This is a genomic window from Actinoplanes sp. NPDC019969 (genome assembly GCF_055562375.1).
Genome location: NZ_JBVHFK010000016.1, coordinates 1 through 17,867 on the forward strand (window position 1 = coordinate 1; position 17,867 = coordinate 17,867).

12 protein-coding genes are annotated in these 17,867 nt (G+C 71.5%); 6 read left to right on the plus strand and 6 right to left on the minus strand.

What is annotated here, in order from left to right; all coding sequences use genetic code 11:
* Positions 1-127: 127 nt before the first annotated feature.
* From glgC to ACZ3II_RS37335, 3 genes are all read right to left on the minus strand, one after another.
* Positions 128-1,360: a glucose-1-phosphate adenylyltransferase gene (gene glgC, locus ACZ3II_RS37325; protein ID WP_465524381.1), complete on the minus strand. Its 1,233-nt coding sequence runs from the start codon at positions 1,358-1,360 to the stop codon at positions 128-130.
* Positions 1,361-1,447: 87 nt separating this feature from the next.
* Positions 1,448-3,649, minus strand: coding sequence for a putative bifunctional diguanylate cyclase/phosphodiesterase (locus ACZ3II_RS37330; RefSeq protein WP_465524383.1), 2,202 nt, complete (start codon positions 3,647-3,649; stop codon positions 1,448-1,450).
* Positions 3,650-3,660: 11 nt separating this feature from the next.
* The gene (locus tag ACZ3II_RS37335) at positions 3,661-5,199 is read right to left on the minus strand and encodes a diguanylate cyclase domain-containing protein (RefSeq protein ID WP_465524385.1); all 1,539 of its coding nucleotides are present in this window, start codon (positions 5,197-5,199) and stop codon (positions 3,661-3,663) included.
* 66 nt (positions 5,200-5,265) lie between these two features.
* Here ACZ3II_RS37335 and glgA point away from each other — a divergent pair, with 66 nt between their 5' ends.
* The 3 genes from glgA (at position 5,266) to ACZ3II_RS37350 (ending at position 8,940) form a co-directional block, all read left to right on the plus strand.
* Entirely contained in the window at positions 5,266-6,483 is a 1,218-nt protein-coding gene (glgA, locus tag ACZ3II_RS37340) for a glycogen synthase (RefSeq protein WP_465524387.1), read from the plus strand.
* Positions 6,480-8,102 (plus strand): glycoside hydrolase family 10-like protein, encoded by a 1,623-nt coding sequence (locus ACZ3II_RS37345; protein WP_465524389.1) that lies wholly within the window; start codon positions 6,480-6,482, stop codon positions 8,100-8,102. Before glgA ends, ACZ3II_RS37345 begins: the two co-directional genes overlap by 4 nt.
* An 88-nt stretch (positions 8,103-8,190) precedes the next feature.
* Complete coding sequence (locus ACZ3II_RS37350; RefSeq protein WP_465524391.1) at positions 8,191-8,940, plus strand: hypothetical protein; 750 nt, start codon at positions 8,191-8,193, stop codon at positions 8,938-8,940.
* Between the two features lie 25 nt (positions 8,941-8,965).
* Here the strand turns inward: ACZ3II_RS37350 and ACZ3II_RS37355 are convergent, their stop codons facing one another.
* Both ACZ3II_RS37355 and ACZ3II_RS37360 read right to left on the minus strand, forming a co-directional pair.
* The gene (locus tag ACZ3II_RS37355; RefSeq protein ID WP_465524393.1) at positions 8,966-9,832 is read right to left on the minus strand and encodes an RpnC/YadD family protein; all 867 of its coding nucleotides are present in this window, start codon (positions 9,830-9,832) and stop codon (positions 8,966-8,968) included.
* Positions 9,833-9,939: 107 nt separating this feature from the next.
* Entirely contained in the window at positions 9,940-11,553 is a 1,614-nt protein-coding gene (locus ACZ3II_RS37360; protein ID WP_465524395.1) for an ABC-F family ATP-binding cassette domain-containing protein, read from the minus strand.
* A 55-nt stretch (positions 11,554-11,608) separates the two neighbouring features.
* On the opposite strand from ACZ3II_RS37360, the gene ACZ3II_RS37365 reads away from it, so the two are divergent.
* Entirely contained in the window at positions 11,609-13,393 is a 1,785-nt protein-coding gene (locus ACZ3II_RS37365; RefSeq protein WP_465524397.1) for a Xaa-Pro dipeptidyl-peptidase, read from the plus strand.
* A 48-nt stretch (positions 13,394-13,441) separates the two neighbouring features.
* Here ACZ3II_RS37365 and ACZ3II_RS37370 read toward each other — a convergent pair whose 3' ends face one another.
* Positions 13,442-14,257: a PhzF family phenazine biosynthesis protein gene (locus tag ACZ3II_RS37370; protein WP_465524399.1), complete on the minus strand. Its 816-nt coding sequence runs from the start codon at positions 14,255-14,257 to the stop codon at positions 13,442-13,444.
* A gap of 85 nt (positions 14,258-14,342) precedes the next feature.
* On the opposite strand from ACZ3II_RS37370, the gene ACZ3II_RS37375 reads away from it, so the two are divergent.
* Both ACZ3II_RS37375 and ACZ3II_RS37380 read left to right on the plus strand, forming a co-directional pair.
* Positions 14,343-15,797: a sigma 54-interacting transcriptional regulator gene (locus tag ACZ3II_RS37375; RefSeq protein ID WP_465524401.1), complete on the plus strand. Its 1,455-nt coding sequence runs from the start codon at positions 14,343-14,345 to the stop codon at positions 15,795-15,797.
* A gap of 3 nt (positions 15,798-15,800) precedes the next feature.
* On the plus strand, positions 15,801-17,744 hold the full coding sequence (locus tag ACZ3II_RS37380) for a vWA domain-containing protein (protein ID WP_465524403.1): 1,944 nt from the start codon (positions 15,801-15,803) through the stop codon (positions 17,742-17,744).
* Positions 17,745-17,867: the final 123 nt, after the last annotated feature.

Below are 17,867 nucleotides of genomic sequence, written 5' to 3' on the forward strand. Positions count from 1 at the left end.
GCCCCCCCGGGGCGGGGCCGGGGCCCCCCCCCCCCCCCGCGGGGCGCCCCGGGGTTTTTTTGGGTGCCCGGGGGGGGTTTTTTTTGGGGGGGGCCCCCCCCCCCCAAAAACCACACGCCATCGGGGTTCAGAGCTCGACGCGCTGGCCCTTGCCGATGACGACGATGCCGTTGTCGCTGACCGTGTAGAGCTTGCGGTCGCGGTCCAGGTCGACGCCGATCTGGGCGCCCTCCGGGATCACCACGTTCTTGTCGATGATGGCGTTGCGGACGACGGCACGGCGGCCCACCGAGACGCCCTCCATGATCACCGCGCCGTCGACGTGGGCCCACGAGTTGACCCGGACGTTGGGGGAGATCACCGAGCGTTCCACCAGGGCGCCGGAGACCACCACACCGGGCGAGATCATCGAGTCGATGGCGCGGCCCTGACGGTCGTCGTAACCGTGCACGAACTTGGCGGGCGGCCAGGAGCCGTAGTTGGTGAAGATCGGCCAGTCGTGGTTGTACAGGTTGAAGATCGGCAGGGTGGCGATCAGGTCCATGTGGGCCTCGTAGAACGAGTCGAGCGTGCCCACGTCGCGCCAGTAACCACGGTCCCGGTCGGTGGCGCCGGGGACGTCGTTGTCGCGGAAGTCGTAGACGTTCGCCTCGCCCTTCTCCACCAGCATCGGGATGATGTTGCCGCCCATGTCGTGCTTGCTGTCCGGGTTCTGCGCGTCGAGGGTGACGGCCTCGCAGAGCGCCCGGGTGGTGAAGACGTAGTTGCCCATCGACGCGTACACCTCGTCGGGGGAGTCGGGCAGGCCGGTCGCGTCCTTCGGCTTCTCCCGGAACGCCTTGATCTTCTTGCCGTCCGGGCCGACGTCGATCACGCCGAACTGGTCGGCGAGCGACAGCGGCTGGCGGATCCCGGCGACGGTGACCGCGGCGCCCGAGGCGATGTGGTCGTTGACCATCTGCTTCGGGTCCATGCGGTAGATATGGTCGGCGCCGAAGACGATCACGTAGTCCGGCGACTCGTCGTTGATCAGGTTGAGGCTCTGGTAGATCGCGTCGGCGGAGCCGGCGAACCAGCGCGGGCCGAGCCGCTGCTGCGCCGGGACCGGGGTGACGTAGTTGCCGAGCAGCGTCGACATCCGCCACGTCTTGGAGATGTGCCGGTCCAGGGAGTGCGACTTGTACTGCGTCAGCACGACGATCTTCAGGTACCCCGCGTTGGCGAGGTTGGACAGCACGAAGTCGATCATGCGGTAGATGCCGCCGAAGGGAACACCGGGCTTGGCCCGGTCAGCCGTCAGTGGCATCAGGCGCTTGCCCTCGCCACCTGCCAGAACGATCGCGAGCACCTTGACAGCCATGGGGAGGACGCTAATATTCCGGCCGCCCACGCGCCACCCGAAAGGGCGGTTAGAAATATCTTGCTGTCCCTGCAACCGATTTTCCGGTCAGGCGGCGTGCTCCCGGACGGTCTCCCGCAGCAGTGCTTCGATCGATGGGCCGTCGGCCGGACGGCCGAAGTGGTACCCCTGCGCGAGCGGGCAGGACAGGTCCCGTAGCAGGTCCGCCTGCGCGCCGGTCTCCACCCCCTCGGCCACCGCGACCAGGCCCTGACTGCGCGCCAGCTCCAGGATCGCCCTGGTCAGGCTCACGTCGGCGGGCTTCGGCGGGTCCTGCAGCCGGCGGATGAAGGACTGATCGATCTTGAGGATGTCGACCGGCAGGGTGTGCAGGTACGCCAGCGACGAATAGCCCGTGCCGAAGTCGTCGATGGCGATCCGGACGCCGTGCGCGCGCAGCGTACCCAGCACCGGAGTGTCCGCCGCGTCGATGAGCACCGATTCGGTGATCTCCAGCACCAGCGCGGCGGCGGGCAGCCCGCTCCCGGCCAACACCGCCAGGACGCTGTCGGCGAAGCCCGGATCGCGCAGCTGGTGGGTGGAGACGTTCACGGTCAGATAGAGGCCGTGCTCGCGGTACCACACGGCGGCCTGCGCGCACGCCAGCAGCAGCGCCCGGTGGCCGACCGCGCCGATCAGGCCGGTCTGCTCGGCCACCGGGATGAACACCCCCGGCGGGACCAGCTCGCCGTCGCGGCGCCAGCGCATCAGCGCCTCCACCCCGGTCATCCGGCCGGAGCCGGCCTCCACCACCGGCTGGTAGTGCAGGAACAGGCCGTCGTCGGCGAGCGCCTGGCGCAGCCCGGCCGCGATCCGGGCACGTTCGCTCTGCTCGGCGCGCAGCGACTCGTCGAACCGGGCCGGGCGGGCGCCACCGGCCTGCTTGGCGGCGCGCAGGGCCAGGTCGGCGTCGCCGAGCACGGCGTCGTTGCCGGGCACGCCGTCGGCCAGCCCGGCCCGCGCGGTCAGCGGGATGCGCCGCTCGTCCACCCCGAACGGCGCCGCCGACACCGCCTCGACGATCCGCTCGGCCAGCTCGCCGGCGTCCGCTCCGGACGTGACCAGGAAACCGAACTCGTCCCCGCCCAGCCGGGCCACCAGGTCCACCTCCGGCGCGAACAGGAGCAGCCGCCCGGCCACCTGCCGCAGCACGGTGTCGCCGACATGGTGCCCGTAGGTGTCGTTGACCTCCTTGAACCCGTCCAGCGCGCACAGGATCAGCGCGTACGGACGGTCCCCGGTGACGGCCCGGCCCAGGTGGTCCAGCAGCAGGTCCCGGTTGGCCAGCCCGGTCAGCCCGTCGTGACCGGCCCGGTACGTCAGCCGCCGCTGGAGCACCTGCTGCTCCTGCAGCGCCGCCCGGGCCTGCCCGGCGCGCCGGTCGGCGAGGCGGGCGAGCAGCACGATCCGCAGCAGCAACAGCCCGCAGACACCGGCGGTGAGCAGCGCCGGGACGATCACGACGGCCCGCGGGTCGGCGATCGCCGGGAGCAGCGGGCTGACCACCGCGGCGGCGCACATCGCGATCAGCGAGCGCCGTCCCATCCCGTCGGCGCCCGGCAGGTACCGGCCGGCGCCCGGGTGCAGCGCGGCGGCCGCGGCCAGCACCCAGCAGAGCTGGATCATCAGGTGGGCGGGGCCGCCGGGCAGGAACGGCACGGTTCCGGCGGAGCCGGTCGCGGCGTACACCAGATGCGGGGTGAGCAGCAGCAGGCCGCCCGCCGCGAGCAGCCGGGCCGGGCCGCGCCGCGCGTCGGCCAGGTTGCGCAGCACGGTCCCCAGGATCGCGATGTCGATCACCGCGTAGAGCGTCGCCAGCGCGTTGTCGACCTGCTGGTAGCCGGGTTCGCCGAGGTACGGCAGCACGATGAAGGACCAGGCCAGCATCGCCAGGCCGAGCACCACGGCGCCCGCCTCGGCGGCCGAGCCGGGCTGCTTGGCCCGGCCGAACTGGAAGGCGCCGGCGGCGAAGAGGGCGTACGGGACCGCCATCGACAGGCCCATCGGGGTGGTCGCCGGCACGCCGGAACGGGCGCTCCACCAGACCGACGCGATCAGCGAGGCGACGGCGGCCGCGAAGACCAGCCACCAGCCGCAGCGGTGCCGGCAGGCGGCCCGGAGGAGGACCACCACGACGGCGGCCTGCAGGAGCAGCCAGACGACGGCGCTGTTCAGCGCGTACGCGCCGAGCACCGCCGTGGCGCCGCCCGCGAGGGCGTACTGCCAGGCCGGAAGCCGAGGGATGTGCACGGGGCCCATGGTCACCCCGCCCCGGTTGCGGCCCGGGTGCGGCCACGGTCGGTTTCGGGAGCGTGCACCCGGTAACAGCTCCGGCCGGCGGCCTTCGCGGCGTAGAGGGCCACGTCCGCGTCGTGCAGCGCGGCTGCGGCCGAGGTGACCCGGTCGAGGTCGAGCAGGCCGGCGCTGGCCGACACGGTCACCGGGTGCCCGGCCACCTCGCGCGCGAGCGCGGCCACCCGGACCAGCGCCGCGGCCACCTCGCGGGCCGCCGATCCGGTCAGCGGCGGCAGCACCACCGCGAACTCGTCGCCGCCGAGACGGGCCACCATGCCCTCGGTGACCAGCGCGCGGAAGTCCGCGCCCAGCATCACCAGCAGCTCGTCACCGGCCGGATGCCCCAGCGTGTCGTTGACCGGCTTGAACCCGTCGAGGTCGAGCAGCAGCAGCCAGCCCCGCTCGCCGGGCGGGCGGGCGGCGTCGGCCTCCAGCGCGGCGGTCAGCGCGGCCCGGTTGCTCAGCCCGGTCAGCGAGTCGTGCGTGGCCCGGTGCTCCAGCTCCGCGCGCAGGACGTCCTGGTCGCGCAGGGCGGCGTCGAGCGCCTCGGCCCGCCGCTGGGCGAGCGTGCCGAGGATGCCCATCCGCAGCATCAGCAGGCAGGACAGCAGGATCGAGATGACCAGCGGGACCGTTCCGCGGTTCGCGGCGCCGATCGGACAGCCGATGGCGAGCAGCACGAAGACCACCAGCCGGATCCGCGAGACCGCGCCGTCGGCGGGCAGGGCCACCCCGGTCCCGCCCATCGACGGGTGCAGCGCGCCGGCCGAGATCAGCAGGGCGCCGGTGAGCCACAGCACGTCCTGGATCCCCGAGACGCCGATGCCGGCCAGGGTCGACGGCGGCCAGCCGTAGGCGTACTCACCCACCTGGCCGAGCATGAAGGCGGTGTCGCCGGCGATCTGCACCGCCGACCCGCCGAGCATCAGCCGCTCCGCGGGGCTGCGCCGCCCGGCGATCAAGACCACCATGCCGGCCAGCGCGATCCGGATCAGGTCGAGGATCTCGTAGCCGGCGAACGTCAGCAGGGCAGCCGGCTCGTCGCCGAACATCTCCATGTACGGGCCGGCCGCGAAGCCCCAGGTGATGCAGGTCATGCCGACGAAGACGATCAGCCCGTCCAGGGCGTCCGCGCGGCGCTGGGCCTGCGGCGCGTACCGCCCGGCCAGCACCAGCAGGGTCGCCGAGAAGAACAGGAAGGCGATCAGGAACAGCGGGTCGCCGGCATCGCCCGAGGGGATGTCGGGCTTGACCTCGCCACCCCAGCCCAGACGCCACCACGCCTGCGCCAGCGCGTGGAAACCGAGCCCGCCGGCGGCCAGCCACCACAGGGCCGGCCGGGCCGGGCGCCGCCACACGATCCCGGCCACCACCACCAGCGGTGCGGTGATCTGCGCCACGGTCACGCCGGTGACCGACCAGGCCGGCACGAACGACGCCGCGAACGCCCCGGCCGTGCCGGCCAGCAGGTAGAAGAGCCACAGGCGGCCGGTCAGCGAGGTCACGCCCGCCTATCGTCCGGCCGGGGCACGACTTGAACGTCCCGCCGCGCGGCCGACTATCCTGCCAGGGTGGCCGGTGCTGACGTACGCGATGACGACCTTCGGATCGACCTGATCTCCCGTGAATACCCCCCGGAGGTCTACGGCGGCGCCGGTGTCCACCTCGAATACCTGTCGCGTGACCTGCGCCGGCTCGCCGACGTGCGGGTGCACTGCTTCGGCGCCCCGCGGACCGAGGCCGGCGTCACGGCGTACCCCGAACCCGCCGAGCTGGCCGGCGCCAACGCCGCGCTGCGCACCATGGGGGTGAACCTGGCGATCGCCGACGGCTGCGCCGGCGCCGACGTCGTGCACAGCCACACCTGGTACGCGAACTTCGCCGGCCACACCGCGAAACTGCTGCACGGCATCCCGCACGTGCTGACCACGCACAGCCTGGAGCCGCTGCGGCCGTGGAAGGCCGAGCAGCTCGGCGGCGGTTACGCGCTCTCCTCGTTCTGCGAGCGCACCGCCATCGAGAACGCGGACGCGATCATCGCGGTGTCCGGCGGGATGCGGCGGGACGTGCTCAAGGCGTACCCCACGGTTGATCCCGACAAGATCCACGTGGTCTACAACGGCATCGACACCGAGCTGTACTCGCCCGACCACGGCACCGACGTCGCCGACCGGCTCGGCATCGACCGGAACCGGCCCAGCGTGGTGTTCGTCGGCCGGATCACCCGGCAGAAGGGCCTGCCCTACCTGATGCGGGCCTGCCAGGACCTGCCCGCCGAGGCGCAGATCATCCTGCTCGCCGGCGCCCCGGACACCCCGGAGATCGCCGCCGAGGTCGCCTCGCTCGCCGCCGACCTGCGCGCGACCCGCGACCCGCAGGGCGTGATCTGGGTGCAGGAGATGCTGCCCAAGCAGGAGGTCATCCAGGTCCTCACGCACGCCACGGTGTTCGTCTGCCCGTCCATCTACGAGCCGATGGGCATCGTCAACCTGGAGGCGATGGCCTGCGAGACCGCGGTGGTCGCCACCGCGACCGGCGGCATCCCCGAGGTGGTCGCGGACGGCGAGACCGGCCTGCTCGTCGGAATCCAGCAGCTCGAGGACGGTACGGGCACCCCCGTCGACCCGGACCGGTTCGTCGCCGACCTGGCCGCCACCCTCACCCGGCTGATCGACGATCCGCAGCTCGCCGAGCGGATGGGCAAGGCCGGCCGCCGCCGCGCCGTGGAGAGGTTCAGCTGGTCGCGCATCGCCGAGGACACCCTCGAGATCTACCGGTCGGTGCGGTGAGCCTGTTACGCCGGCCACCGCTCTGGGTGGCTCTGCTGCTGTCCGCCGTGCTGTTCGCGGTCGGCGTGCTCGGTCTCGGCCTGGTCCGCGCGGCGTTCCACGAGCCGCCGGACGTGACCGCGGCCGGGCAGCGCCTGGAGGTGGCGGAGGGGCCGGCGTTCAGCGAGGCCGGATCGTGCGGCACGCAGAAGGTGCGGGCGGCACGTGAGCTGCGCGGCATGTGGCTGACCACGGTCTACAACATCGACTGGCCGAGCAAGCCCGGGCTGCCGGAGGCGACGGTCAAGGCCGAATACCTGAAATGGCTGGACCTCGCCGTCCAGCAGAACCACAACGCGATCTTCGTGCACGTCCGGCCGAGCGGCGACGCGTTCTGGAAGTCGGCGTACGCGCCCTGGTCGAACTGGCTGACCGGGCGACTGGACGGCGCCGACCCGGGCTGGGACCCGATGCAGTTCATGATCGACGAGGCGCACGCGCGGAACCTGGAGTTCCACGCCTGGTTCAACCCGTACCGGGGCACCCAGTTCGCCCCGTCCGGCGCCGGGACCGACCTGACCAAGCTGCCCGCGAACCACCCGCTCAAGCTGCACCCGGAATGGCGGATCGCGCACCCGTCCGGCGCCAAGGGCCGGTTCTACTACGACCCCGGCCATCCGGAGGCCCGCAAGTTCGTCGAGGACGCGATGCTGGAGGCCGTCCAGAAGTACGACCTCGACGGCGTGCACTTCGACGACTTCTTCTACCCGTACCCCGGTGACGGCGGCGGCGCCGACTTCCCCGACGACGCCACCTACGCCCGGTACGGCGGCGGGAAGACCCGTGCCGACTGGCGCCGGGACAACGTCAACACCCTGGTCCGCGAGATGAAGGAGCGGATCACCGCGCTCAAGCCGTGGGTGAAGTTCGGGATCAGCCCGTTCGGCATCTGGCGCAACGGCGGCGAGGGCTCCGACACCAAGGGCCTGGAGAGTTACAGCGCGGTCTACGCCGACACCCGTACGTGGGTACGGGAGGGCTGGGTCGACTACATCGTTCCCCAGCTGTACTGGACGATCGGTTTCGGCAAGGCCGACTACGCCAAGGTGCTGCCGTGGTGGGTCCGCACCGTCAAGGACACCGGCGTGCAGCTGTACATCGGGCTGGCCGACTACCGGGTCGGTGAGAAGGGCGACTGGAGCGATCCGGCCGAACTCGACCAGCAGATGGCGCTCAACGACAAGTACGGCGTGCAGGGCCAGATCCACTACAGCTCCGCGTCGGTGCGGGCCGACCGGCTCGGCTCGGTCACCCGATACCGGGCGAAGCACTACGCCACGCCCGCGCTGCTGCCCCGGATGGAGCGTCTTCCCGCCGCGCCTCCGGCGGCGCCACGCCTGACGGCGGCCACCCGGTCCGAGAAAGGCGCGGTCACCCTGACGGCTGCGGATGCCGGGGGGACGAGCTGGGCGCTTTACCGTACGGACGACAAGAGCGCCGCCCTGATCGCCACCGGACGGGCCGGCACGCCCGTAGTCGACCCGTCACCACCGGCCGGACCCGCCACGTACTGCCTGAGCGGCCTGGACCGTTCCGGTAACGAGGGCCCACTGAGCAGCCCGTTCACCACCACCGGCTGACCCGGCGGCTGTCGCTTTTTCGCGCCTGCTGACGTCGCAACTTCGCCGTTTCATCCCGATGGCGACAGATGTGGGTAAAGCTGGATTCGTGCTTCGCCTCCTGCCGCTCACTGCCGTCCTGTCCCTCTCCGCCGTCCTCCCGCTGCCCTCGGCGGCGCCGGCCGCCCGGCCCGCACCCCGGACTGTCACGGTGCTGCGGGACGGCGCCGTCCGGTCTGATCCCAGCGCCGTGACGACGCGGTGGGACAGGGCTGTGCCCCGGACCGTCACGGTGCTGCGGGACGGCCCGGATCGGGATCGGCTCTCCGATGCGCTGCTCGGTGGGAAGGAGCTGCCGGCCGGGTTCACGCCGCAGCCCGACGCCATCGACGACCTGTTCGCCCGGATCGCGGGGGAGATCACGGCGTGCGGCAAGGCCGGTGGACTGCCGGAGACGACCGTCTACCGGGAGTTCGTGCGCGGCGCCGTGGACGAGGAACTGCTGGTCCAGACGGTGTCGGCGCCGGGTGCGAAGGAGGCGCGGGCGGCGGTCACGGCCCTCGGCGGCGTCCTGCCCGGCTGCACGTCGTTCATCCGGCCGCCGGGGGACTTGCCGATGGAGTTGCGGTTCGCGATCAGCCCGTACGCCCAGGCTCCGAAAATCGGGGACGCCTCAGCCGCGATCGCCTTCGTGATGACCGTCCCCACCCTGAATCTGACGGTCAACGGCCGTCTGCTGGCCGTAGCCGTCGGCAGCGCCCACACCACCGTCCTGCTGATGACCGAAGCCAGCCCGAAGACCACCGACCTGGAAGCCGCCGCCCGCACCGCCACCACCAGGCTGGCCACCCTGAAATAGGCCCGGCCCGTGCGCCGGGCCCTGATCATCCGCGCAGTTCCTCCAGCGTGGTGCCTCTGGCGATACGGGCGATGTTGTCGATGTAATCGTTCCCGGCCAGGTGCTGGGCGAGTTCGTCCAAGTCGTCGATATCTCCGAAGGTCGCCTGCAGCAGCGCTCGCATCGAGTTGGCCTGGTTTTGGGCGATACCTTGGGCGATGCCCTGCTCGCGGTTGCGGCGGGCGATTTCGAGGCCCAGCTCGCTCTCTTCGAGGATGTTGCTCATGTTTCTCCTCCGTAGTGCGTCGAGGACCTGAGCCGCCAGCGTGCCTCCTACGAGGATACTGAGTTCGGCCAGGACAATCTTTTCCTCGGTGTGCTCGGTTGCGGCAATCTGATCGACGACGCGTTCGACGATGTCGGATGGTGGTTTGCGGGACCAGAGGGCGAGCGGGGCCAGCGGCCCGTCCAGCAGTTCCTCGGGGTTGAGATCGTCGGGCACATTGACCGCCCGGTAGTCGAGCCGGACCCGATCCCGTTGGAACCGCCCGGGATATCCGCCGCCCAGCGGCCAGACGACGACCTGATGGATCCGGTGGTCAGCCGGGGTGTACTTGAGGGCGAGCGATGCCCAGTAGGACACCATCCGCTCCTGGAAATCCTCGGTTCGTTTGACTTGAACCTCGAGGTGATAAACGTCGGAGGGAATCTCGTCGGCATGCCGCACGAGGAACACCTTGTCGCTCTGGCGGCTGCGCTGACGTGGCTGTTCGGTGGGCCCGTCGAGGATCACCTCCCCGCCGCTGAGCCGAGCGCCGCAGAACAACTGCAATGCCTCGCGCGGATGAGCTTCCAGCAGAGTCTTGTAAAGGCCGTCGAAGTCGCGGGCCTTGGTGGAAACGCCGTCGGTCACGGTTTCTCCTTCCGCGCCCGTCGTTGGGCGCGGGAGCAGTCTGCCCCGACAAGAAGCTAGTAGTCAAGGGACAGGTGTGACAGTGACCGCTAGGCGTACGCGAGGGGTCAGCTGGTGACCTTGCCGTCGGTGACCTCGATGTGGCGGTTGGTGGCGACCGCCTCCAGCATCCGGCGGTCGTGGGTGACCAGCAGGAGCGTGCCGGTGTAGCTGGTCAGGGCCGACTCCAGCTGCTCGATCGCCGGCAGGTCCAGGTGGTTGGTGGGCTCGTCGAGGACCAGCAGGTTGACGCCGCGGGCCTGGAGCAGCGCCAGCGCGGCCCGGGTGCGTTCGCCGGGGGAGAGGGTGGCGGCGGGGCGCAGCACGTGACCCGATCTCAAGCCGAACTTGGCGAGCAGTGTGCGCACGTCGGCGTCCGGCCAGTCCGGGACGGCGGCGCCGAACGCGCGGACCAGCGGCTCGTCGCCGAGGAACAGGCCGCGGGCCTGGTCGACCTCGCCGACGACGACGCCGGGGCCGAGGTGCTGGGCGCCCTCGTCGACGGGGAGGCGGCCGAGCAGGGCGGCGAGCAGCGTGGACTTGCCGGAGCCGTTGGCGCCGGTGATGGCGACCCGGTCGGCCCAGTCGATCTCACACGTGACCGGGCCGAGGGTGAAGTCGCCACGCCGGACCACGGCGTCGCGGAGGGTGGCGACGACGGCGCCGGAACGCGGGGCGGCGGCGATCTCCATCCGCAGCTCCCACTCCTTGCGGGGTTCCTCGACGACCTCCAGGCGTTCGATCATCCGCTCGGTCTGCCGCGCCTTGGCGGCCTGTTTCTCGCTGGACTCGCCGCGCATCGACTTGGCGATCTTGTCGTTGTCGGGGGCCTTGCGGCGGGCGTTGCGGACCCCCTTGTCCATCCAGGCGCGCTGCATGCGGGCGCGTTCGAGCAGGTCCTCCTTCTTGTCGGCGTACTCCTCGAACTGTTCCCGGGCGTGCCGCCGGGCCCGGTCGCGTTCGTCGAGGTAGGCGCCGTAGCCCCCGCCGTACAGATTGATCTGCTGTTGGGCGAGATCAAGTTCAAGGACCTTGGTGACGGTACGGGTGAGGAACTCCCGATCGTGGCTGACCAGCACGGTCCCGGCGCGCAGCCCGGTCACGAACGACTCCAGGCGGGCCAGCCCGTCCAGGTCGAGGTCGTTGGTCGGCTCGTCGAGCAGGTAGATGTCGTACCGGCTGAGCAGCAGCGACGCCATCCCGGCCCGGGCCGCCTGCCCACCGGACAGCGCGGTCATCGGCAGGTCCAGGTCGAAGCCCAGGTCTGCTTCGGCGATCCGTTCCTCCAGGTCGGCGCCGCCGAGGTCGAGCCAGCGTTCCAGCGCGGGGGAGTAGAGGTCCTCGCCGGAGGAGCCCAGTTCGAGAGCCGCCGCGTCCATGGCCGCCTGGGCCGCGGTGACGCCGGTGCGCCGGCCCAGGAAGTCCCGCACGGTCTCACCCGTACGCCGCTCCCGCTCCTGCGGCAGATAGCCGACGTTGGCGGTGGGCGGGCTCAGCGCGACGGTGCCGCTCTCCGTGGGGATGGACCCGGCGAGCGTACGCAGAAGGGTCGTCTTGCCCGCCCCGTTGGCCCCGACCAGGCCGATCACGTCACCCGGCGCGACGACCAGGTCCAGTCCGCTGAAGAGGGTGCGGTCCCCGTGTCCGGCCGCGAGTTCCCGGGCGATCAGTGTGGCGCTCATCAGCGCTCATTCTAGGGGGCCCCACGGTATCGAAGATTGGCGATACGGTGTGCCGATGCGACTGTTAGCCAGGGGTCTCTCCATCCTCATGGTTCTCGCCGGGTCGTCGGCCATCGCCGCGACCCCGGCCCACGCCGCGACCGGGACCCAGCCGGTCCACGACTACGCCACAGCGATCCGGGAGCAGGTCTGGGTGCAGACCCCCGTCGACAGTGACTCCGACGGGCAGCCGGACCGGGTCGCGGTCCGGATCATCCGGCCGGACACCACGTCGAAGGTGCCGGTGATCTTCCAGCCGAGCCCCTACTACGCCGGGCTCAACGACATCCCGAACCACGACGACATCGACCGGGACGGCAGCCTGTCGGCGCAGAAGGCCGCGCCGGTGAACCGGGCCGACAACATCGTCTTCCCCGGATATCTGGACAACTACTTCGTGCCCCGCGGGTACGCCGTCATCTTCGCCGACAGCCTCGGATCCGGTGGTTCGACCGGCTGCCCGACCTCGGGCGGGCGCAACGAGACGCTCGGCATGAAGGCCGTGGTCGACTGGCTGAACGGCCGGGCGCCGGGCTTCGACGCGAGCGGCGCGCCGGTGCGGGCCGGATGGTCGACGGGGAAGACCGGCATGATCGGCGTGTCGTACAACGGCACCCTGCCGAACGCGGTGGCCAGCACCGGCGTCCGCGGCCTGGAGACGATCGTGCCGATCGCCGCGATCTCCAGCTGGTACGACTACTACCGCGCCAACGGCGGTGTCGTCGCGCCCGGCGGTTTCCAGGGCGAGGACACCGACATCCTCGCCAAGGCCGTCCTGACCCGGGCGAATCCCGAAGTGTGCGCGGACGTCATGGCGCACCTGGAGGAAGCTCAGGACCGGGAGACCGGTGACTACAGCGCGTACTGGGCGGAGCGCGACTATCTGAAGGACGCGCACAAGGTCCGGGCCAGCGTGCTGCTGGTGCACGGGCTGCACGACTTCAACGTCCGGACCCTGCACGCCGGGCAGTGGTGGGACGCGCTGGGCCGCAACGGCGTCGAGCGCAAGATCTGGCTGCACCAGGCCGGGCACACCGACCCGTTCAACATCCGCCGGGAGCAGTGGCTGAACACCCTGCACCGCTGGTTCGACCACTACCTCTACAAGATCGACAACGGGATCGAGCGGGAACCGGCCGCCGACGTCGAGGTGGCCCCGAACCAGTGGGTGACCTCGCGGACCTGGCCGCTCAAGGGCAAGGACACCACGCTGCGGCTGGGCTCCGGCCCGCGGCAGACGTTCACCGACGACACGTCCCGGACCGCGGAGAACCTCGCCGCCGCGCCGGACGCCGCCGACCCGAACCGGTTCATCCACCTCACCGCGCCGCTGAAAAAGGACACCCGGCTCTCCGGGACGCCGCGGATCACGGTCAAGGCCGACCTCGCCGGTGACTCGCCGTACCTGACGGCGCTGCTGGTCGACTACGGCACCGCGGAACGGTACGCCGGGGTGCGGACCCTGCCCGAGCAGGACTGCATCGCCCCCGGCATCGAGGGCGACCCGGGCTGCTTCTTCAAACGGGAGTACGTGACGGCGACGACCGACTACGAGATCGTCACCCGGGGCTGGATCGACGTGCGCAACCGGTTCTCCCCGGCGGTGACCACGCCGATCCGGGACGGGAAGCCGTACACGTTCCGCTGGGAGCTGCAGAGCACCGACCACGTGTTCAAGGCCGGCCACCGGATCGGCGTGGTGCTGATCTCGACCGACCGTGATCACACGCTGCGGTACCCGGCCGGCACCGTCGTCGGTGTCCAGCCGGGCGCCTCGTCCCTGCAGATCCGCCTCAGCTGATTTCCGTGTGTCGAGTTCGGGCGCGTATGACGGCCGAACTCGACACGCTCAGCTGATCGGCACGGCCGGGCCGCTCACCCGCACACCCTTGACCGCCGGGTCCAGGGTGACGGTGATACGGCTCGGCCGGCCCATGTCGTCGCCCTGGCGCAGCGCGACCGTCGCGTCCGCCCCGGCCAGGCCCAGCTCGCGCAGGTAACCGCCGAACGCCGCGGCCGCCGCCCCGGTCGCCGGGTCCTCGTAGACCCCGCCCACCGGGAACGGGTTCCGCACGTCGAACGACCCCGGCCCCTCCCGGAACACCAGCTGGATCGTCGTCCACTCACGCTCGGTCATCAGCGCCTTCAGCGCCGGCACGTCGTAGTCCAGGTCGGCGAGACGCTTGCGGCTGGTCACGGCGATGATCGGGTGGTACGCCCCCGCGTACGCCACCTTCGCCGGAAGAAGCGGGTCCAGGTCCCCGGCGTCCCAGCGCAGCGCGTCCAGCAGCGCCGCCAGATCCGCCGCCCCGAGATCCCGCACGTGCGGGTCCACGCTGGTCAGCGTCGCCGTCCCGGCCTCGTCCACGAGCACCGGCACGTCACCGGCGTTGGTCTGGAACAGGTGCTCGCCCGGTCCCAGCGCCACCGCCGTCGCCACCGTCGCGTGCCCGCAGAACGGCACCTCGGCGAGCGGGCTGAAATAGCGCACCCGGAACCGGTCCCCGGCACGGGCCGTCACGAACGCCGTCTCCGAATATCCCACCTCGGCGGCGATCGCCTGCATCGCGGCGTCGTCCAGGCCGCCCGCGTCCAGCACCACACCGGCGGGGTTGCCGCCGGCCGGGTCGAGCGTGAAGGCCGCGTACCGCTGAATCTCCGTCATGACAGCGAGCCTCCCGCCGCGGCGCCCGCCGCGGCCAGAGCCAATCGCGCGGCCCTGGATGTGTCCGCTCCCACACACTCGATGAATGTCATGTCCCCGGAGTAGCGTTCGTGCGGTGACAGAGGCGCCGATCGCGATCACACCCATCCCGCCCGCCGGCCTGCCGCGCACCGTGGGGGAGCTGCGAGCCTCCGGGCACGAGTTCCGCACGGTCAAGGAGGAGCTGCGCGTCAACCTGCTCGCCAGGCTGCGCTCCGGCGAGCCCCGTTTCCCCGGCATCGTCGGCTATGAGGACACCGTGCTGCCCGAGGTCGAGCGGGCGCTGCTCGCCGGGCACGACATGGTCCTGCTCGGTGAGCGCGGCCAGGGCAAGACCCGGCTGATCCGGGCGCTGGCCGGCCTGCTCGACGAGTGGACCCCGTTCATCGAGGGCTCCGAGCTGCACGAGCACCCGTTTCATCCGCTCACCCCGGCGTCGCGCCGGCTGGCCGCCGAGACCGGCGACGACCTCCCGGTGGCCTGGCTGCACCGCTCCGAGCGGTATGGGGAGAAGCTCGCCACCCCCGACACCAGCGTCGGCGACCTGATCGGCGACGTCGACCCGATCAAGGTGGCCGAGGGCCGGGCCCTGGGCGACCCGGAGACCATCCACTTCGGCCTCGTCCCGCGCACCAACCGGGGCATCTTCGCGGTCAACGAGCTGCCCGACCTGGCCGAGCGGATCCAGGTGTCGCTGCTCAACGTGCTCGAGGAACGCGACATCCAGGTCCGCGGCTACCAGCTCCGCCTGCCGCTCGACCTGCTGCTGGTCGCGTCCGCCAACCCGGAGGACTACACCAACCGGGGCCGCATCATCACCCCGCTCAAGGACCGGTTCGGCGCCGAGATCCGCACCCACTACCCGGTCGACCTGGAGCTGGAGACCGCGCTGATCGAGCAGGAGGCGGCCCTGGTCGCGGCCCTGCCGGCGCACCTGGTCGAGGTTCTCGCCCGCTACACCCGTGGCGTCCGCGAGTCGCCGTCGGTGGACGCGCGCTCCGGCGTGTCCGCCCGGTTCGCGATCGCGGCGGCCGAGACGGTGGCGGCGTCCGCGCTGCGCCGGTCCGGCCTGCGCGGCGAGCGGGAGGCCGTCGCCCGGATCTGCGACACCGTCTCGGTCACGTCGACGCTGCGCGGCAAGGTCGAGTTCGAGAGCGGCGAGGAGGGCCGGGAGACCGAGATCCTCGGGCACCTGCTGCGGGTCGCGACGGCCGAGACGTTCCGGGCCCGGCTGTCCGGTCTCGACCTGTCCGGCTTCACCGACCTGGTCGCCGAGGGCGCCCTCATCGAGACCGGTGACCTGGTCAGCGCCGAGGAGCTGCTCGCCCAGATCGGCACCGTCCCCGGCCTGGCGAAGGTGCTCGACCGGCTCGGGCTGGGCGACGCGCCGAGCCCCGGCCAGGCGGCGTCCGGCATCGAGTTCGTCCTGGAGGGGTTGCACCTGACCCGCCGGCTGGCCAAGGAGCTGACCGACGACGGCCGCACCCTCTACGGGAGCTGAGCCGTGGCCGGGAATGTTTTTCGGTACGGGGCGTGGCGCGACGGGCCCGACCCGCTCGCGCCGCCCTACGACGTGCGGGCGGCAGTCGACGAGATGGGGGAGCGGGTTCTCTCCGGCGACAGCCTGCGCGACGCGCTCCGGGACCTGATCCGGCAGGGGCCCCGTGGCGAGCGTGGCCTGGACGCGCTGCGCGAGCGGGCCCGGCGGCTGCGGCGGGAGGCGATGCGGCGCGGCAACCTCGACGGGGCGGTCACCCGGGCCCGGCAGATGCTCGATCAGGCGCTCGCCACCGAGCGGGACGCTCTCGCCGCGCGGGGCGGTGACGACGCCCGGTTCAGCGAGGCGATGCTGGACAGTCTGCCGCGGTCGGTTTCCCAGGCCGTCTCCGAGTTGTCCGAATATAATTGGACATCTCCGGAAGCGCGCGACATCTACCAGCAGATCCTGGCCGGGCTTCGGCGAGAGGTCGTCGAGCAGCGCTTCGCCGGGATGAAGCAGGCGCTGCAGAACGGCGACTTCTCAGAAATGTCCCAAATGTTGGGCGACCTCAACGACCTGCTGGGTAAGCATGCGCGGGGTGAGGACACCACCGACGCATTCCGCGACTTCATGGACCGGCATGGGCAGTTTTTTCCAGACAACCCTCGCAATGTCGACGAGCTGATCGACTCGCTGGCCCGGCAAGCCGCAGCGGCCGAACGCCTGCTCCGCTCGCTCACCCCGCAACAGCGCGACGAGCTGCAACAGCTGATGGCCCAGGCACTCGGCCCGATGGCCGGCCAGTTCGCCCAGCTCACCGACAACCTCCGCGCGCTGCGCCCCAACCTGAACTGGGGCCGTGGCGAGCGGATGCGCGGCCCCACCGACCTGGGATACGGCGACGCCGCCTCGGCCCTCGGCGAGATCGCCGACCTGGACGAGCTGATCGACCAGCTCGGCCAGGAACACCCCGGCGCCACCCTCGACGACGTCGATGTGGAAGCCGTGGAACGGCAGCTCGGCCGGGGCGCCGCCGACGACCTGCGCCGGCTGCGTGAGCTGGAGCGGGAGCTGCGCCGCCAGGGCTGGGTGCAGCGCGACGCCGACGGCCTGACCCTGTCGCCGAAGGCGCTGCGCCGGCTCGGCCGGTCCGCCCTCTCGGCGATCTTCAAGGACATCGCCGGGAAACGCGGCGAGCACGACATGCGCGACGCCGGCGCCGCCGGTGACCTGATCGGCTCGTCCCGGCGCTGGGAGTTCGGCGACGACCAGCCCCTCGATGTGGTCCGCACGATCGGCAACGCGGTCCGCCGCCGGGCCGCCGCGGTCCCCGCCGGGCCGCTCCCGGTCCGGCTGGCGCCGGAGGACTTCGAGATCGCCGAGACCGAGCGGCGGGCGTCGGCGGCGGTGGCGCTGTGCGTCGACCTCTCCTACTCGATGTACGCCGACGGCCGCTGGGGCCCGATGAAACAGACCGCCCTGGCCCTGTCCCAGCTGGTCGCCACCAAGTACCCGCAGGACGCCCTGCAGATCATCGGTTTCGGCCGGTACGCGCAGGCACTGTCCCAGGGCGAGCTGGCCGCCATCGAGCCCACCGCGGAGAAGGGCACCAACCTGCAGCACGCCCTCAAACTGGCCGCCCGCCACCTGCGCCGGCACCCCGGCGCCGAGCCGGTGATCCTGGTGGTGACCGACGGCGAGCCCACCTCGCACCTGGAGGAGGACGGCGAGTCGATCTTCTGGTGGCCGCCGCTGCCGGAGACCATCCAGGCCACCGTCCGCGAGGTGGACCTGCTCACCCGGTACGGCGCCACGCTGAACATGTTCATGCTCGGCGAGGATCCGGGCCTGCAGCGGTTCGTGTCCGCGATCGCCAAGCGCAACGGCGGCCGGGTCTTCAGCCCGGACGCCGCCGAGCTGGGCCGCTACGTCATCGACGACTACGTCCGCGCCCGCCGCGGCCGCTGACCCGCCCGCGTGTGGGTTTCGGCCGTCCTGCGCGCCCGAGCTCCACACGCAGCCGGTGTGTTGAGTTCGGCCGTCCTGCGCGCCCGAACTCCACACGCAGCCGGTGTGTTGAGTTCGGCCGTC